At 68.4% G+C, this 605-nt stretch carries 1 protein-coding gene; it reads left to right on the top strand.

What is annotated here, in order from left to right:
- On the top strand, positions 1 to 605 hold a 605-nt coding region (locus EOC94_RS33455; RefSeq protein ID WP_210212111.1), incomplete at both ends, for an Ig-like domain-containing protein.

Here is a 605-nt window from a genome sequence, read left to right as displayed (position 1 = left end):
CTCCTACAGCTATGACGGCTTTGCCAACGCCGTGCCGGCCGGCGGCGCCACCGACACCTTCGTCTACACCATCATGGACGGCGACGGCGACCTGTCGACGACGACGCTGACCATCACCCTGTCGGACAGCGGCCTGGCGGCCGCCAATGACGACGCCACGGTCAATGAAGCAGCACTTGCGATCGGCAGCAATCCGGCCAGCCCGGCCGAGACGGTGACCGGCACGGTCGCCGACAACCTCTCCGGCGGCAGCGGCCCCTACACCTTTGCGCTGGTCGGCAGCGCGACCGGCTCGCACGGCACGCTGACCCTCAATGCCGACGGCACCTACAGCTACACGCTGACCGCACCGGTCGACGGCGCCGATGCCGACAACGGCACCAACACGGTCAACAACGTCGAGAGCTTCACCTACCAGGCGACCGACGCCAACGGCAACACCATCACCAGCACCATCACCATTGACGTCGTCGACGATGTGCCGACGGCGAACGCCGACACCAACAGCGTCGCCGAGGGCGCCATCGCCACCGGCAACGTGCTGAGCGACGCCACCGACGACGTGTTCGGCGCCGACGGTGCGGCCGCCGGTGGCGGCGTTGTCG

The sequence above is a fragment of the Mesorhizobium sp. M6A.T.Ce.TU.016.01.1.1 genome (assembly GCF_003997065.1).
In the GTDB taxonomy this organism is placed as follows: domain Bacteria; phylum Pseudomonadota; class Alphaproteobacteria; order Rhizobiales; family Rhizobiaceae; genus Mesorhizobium; species Mesorhizobium mediterraneum.
This window is presented reverse-complemented; position numbering and strand designations above follow the sequence as displayed.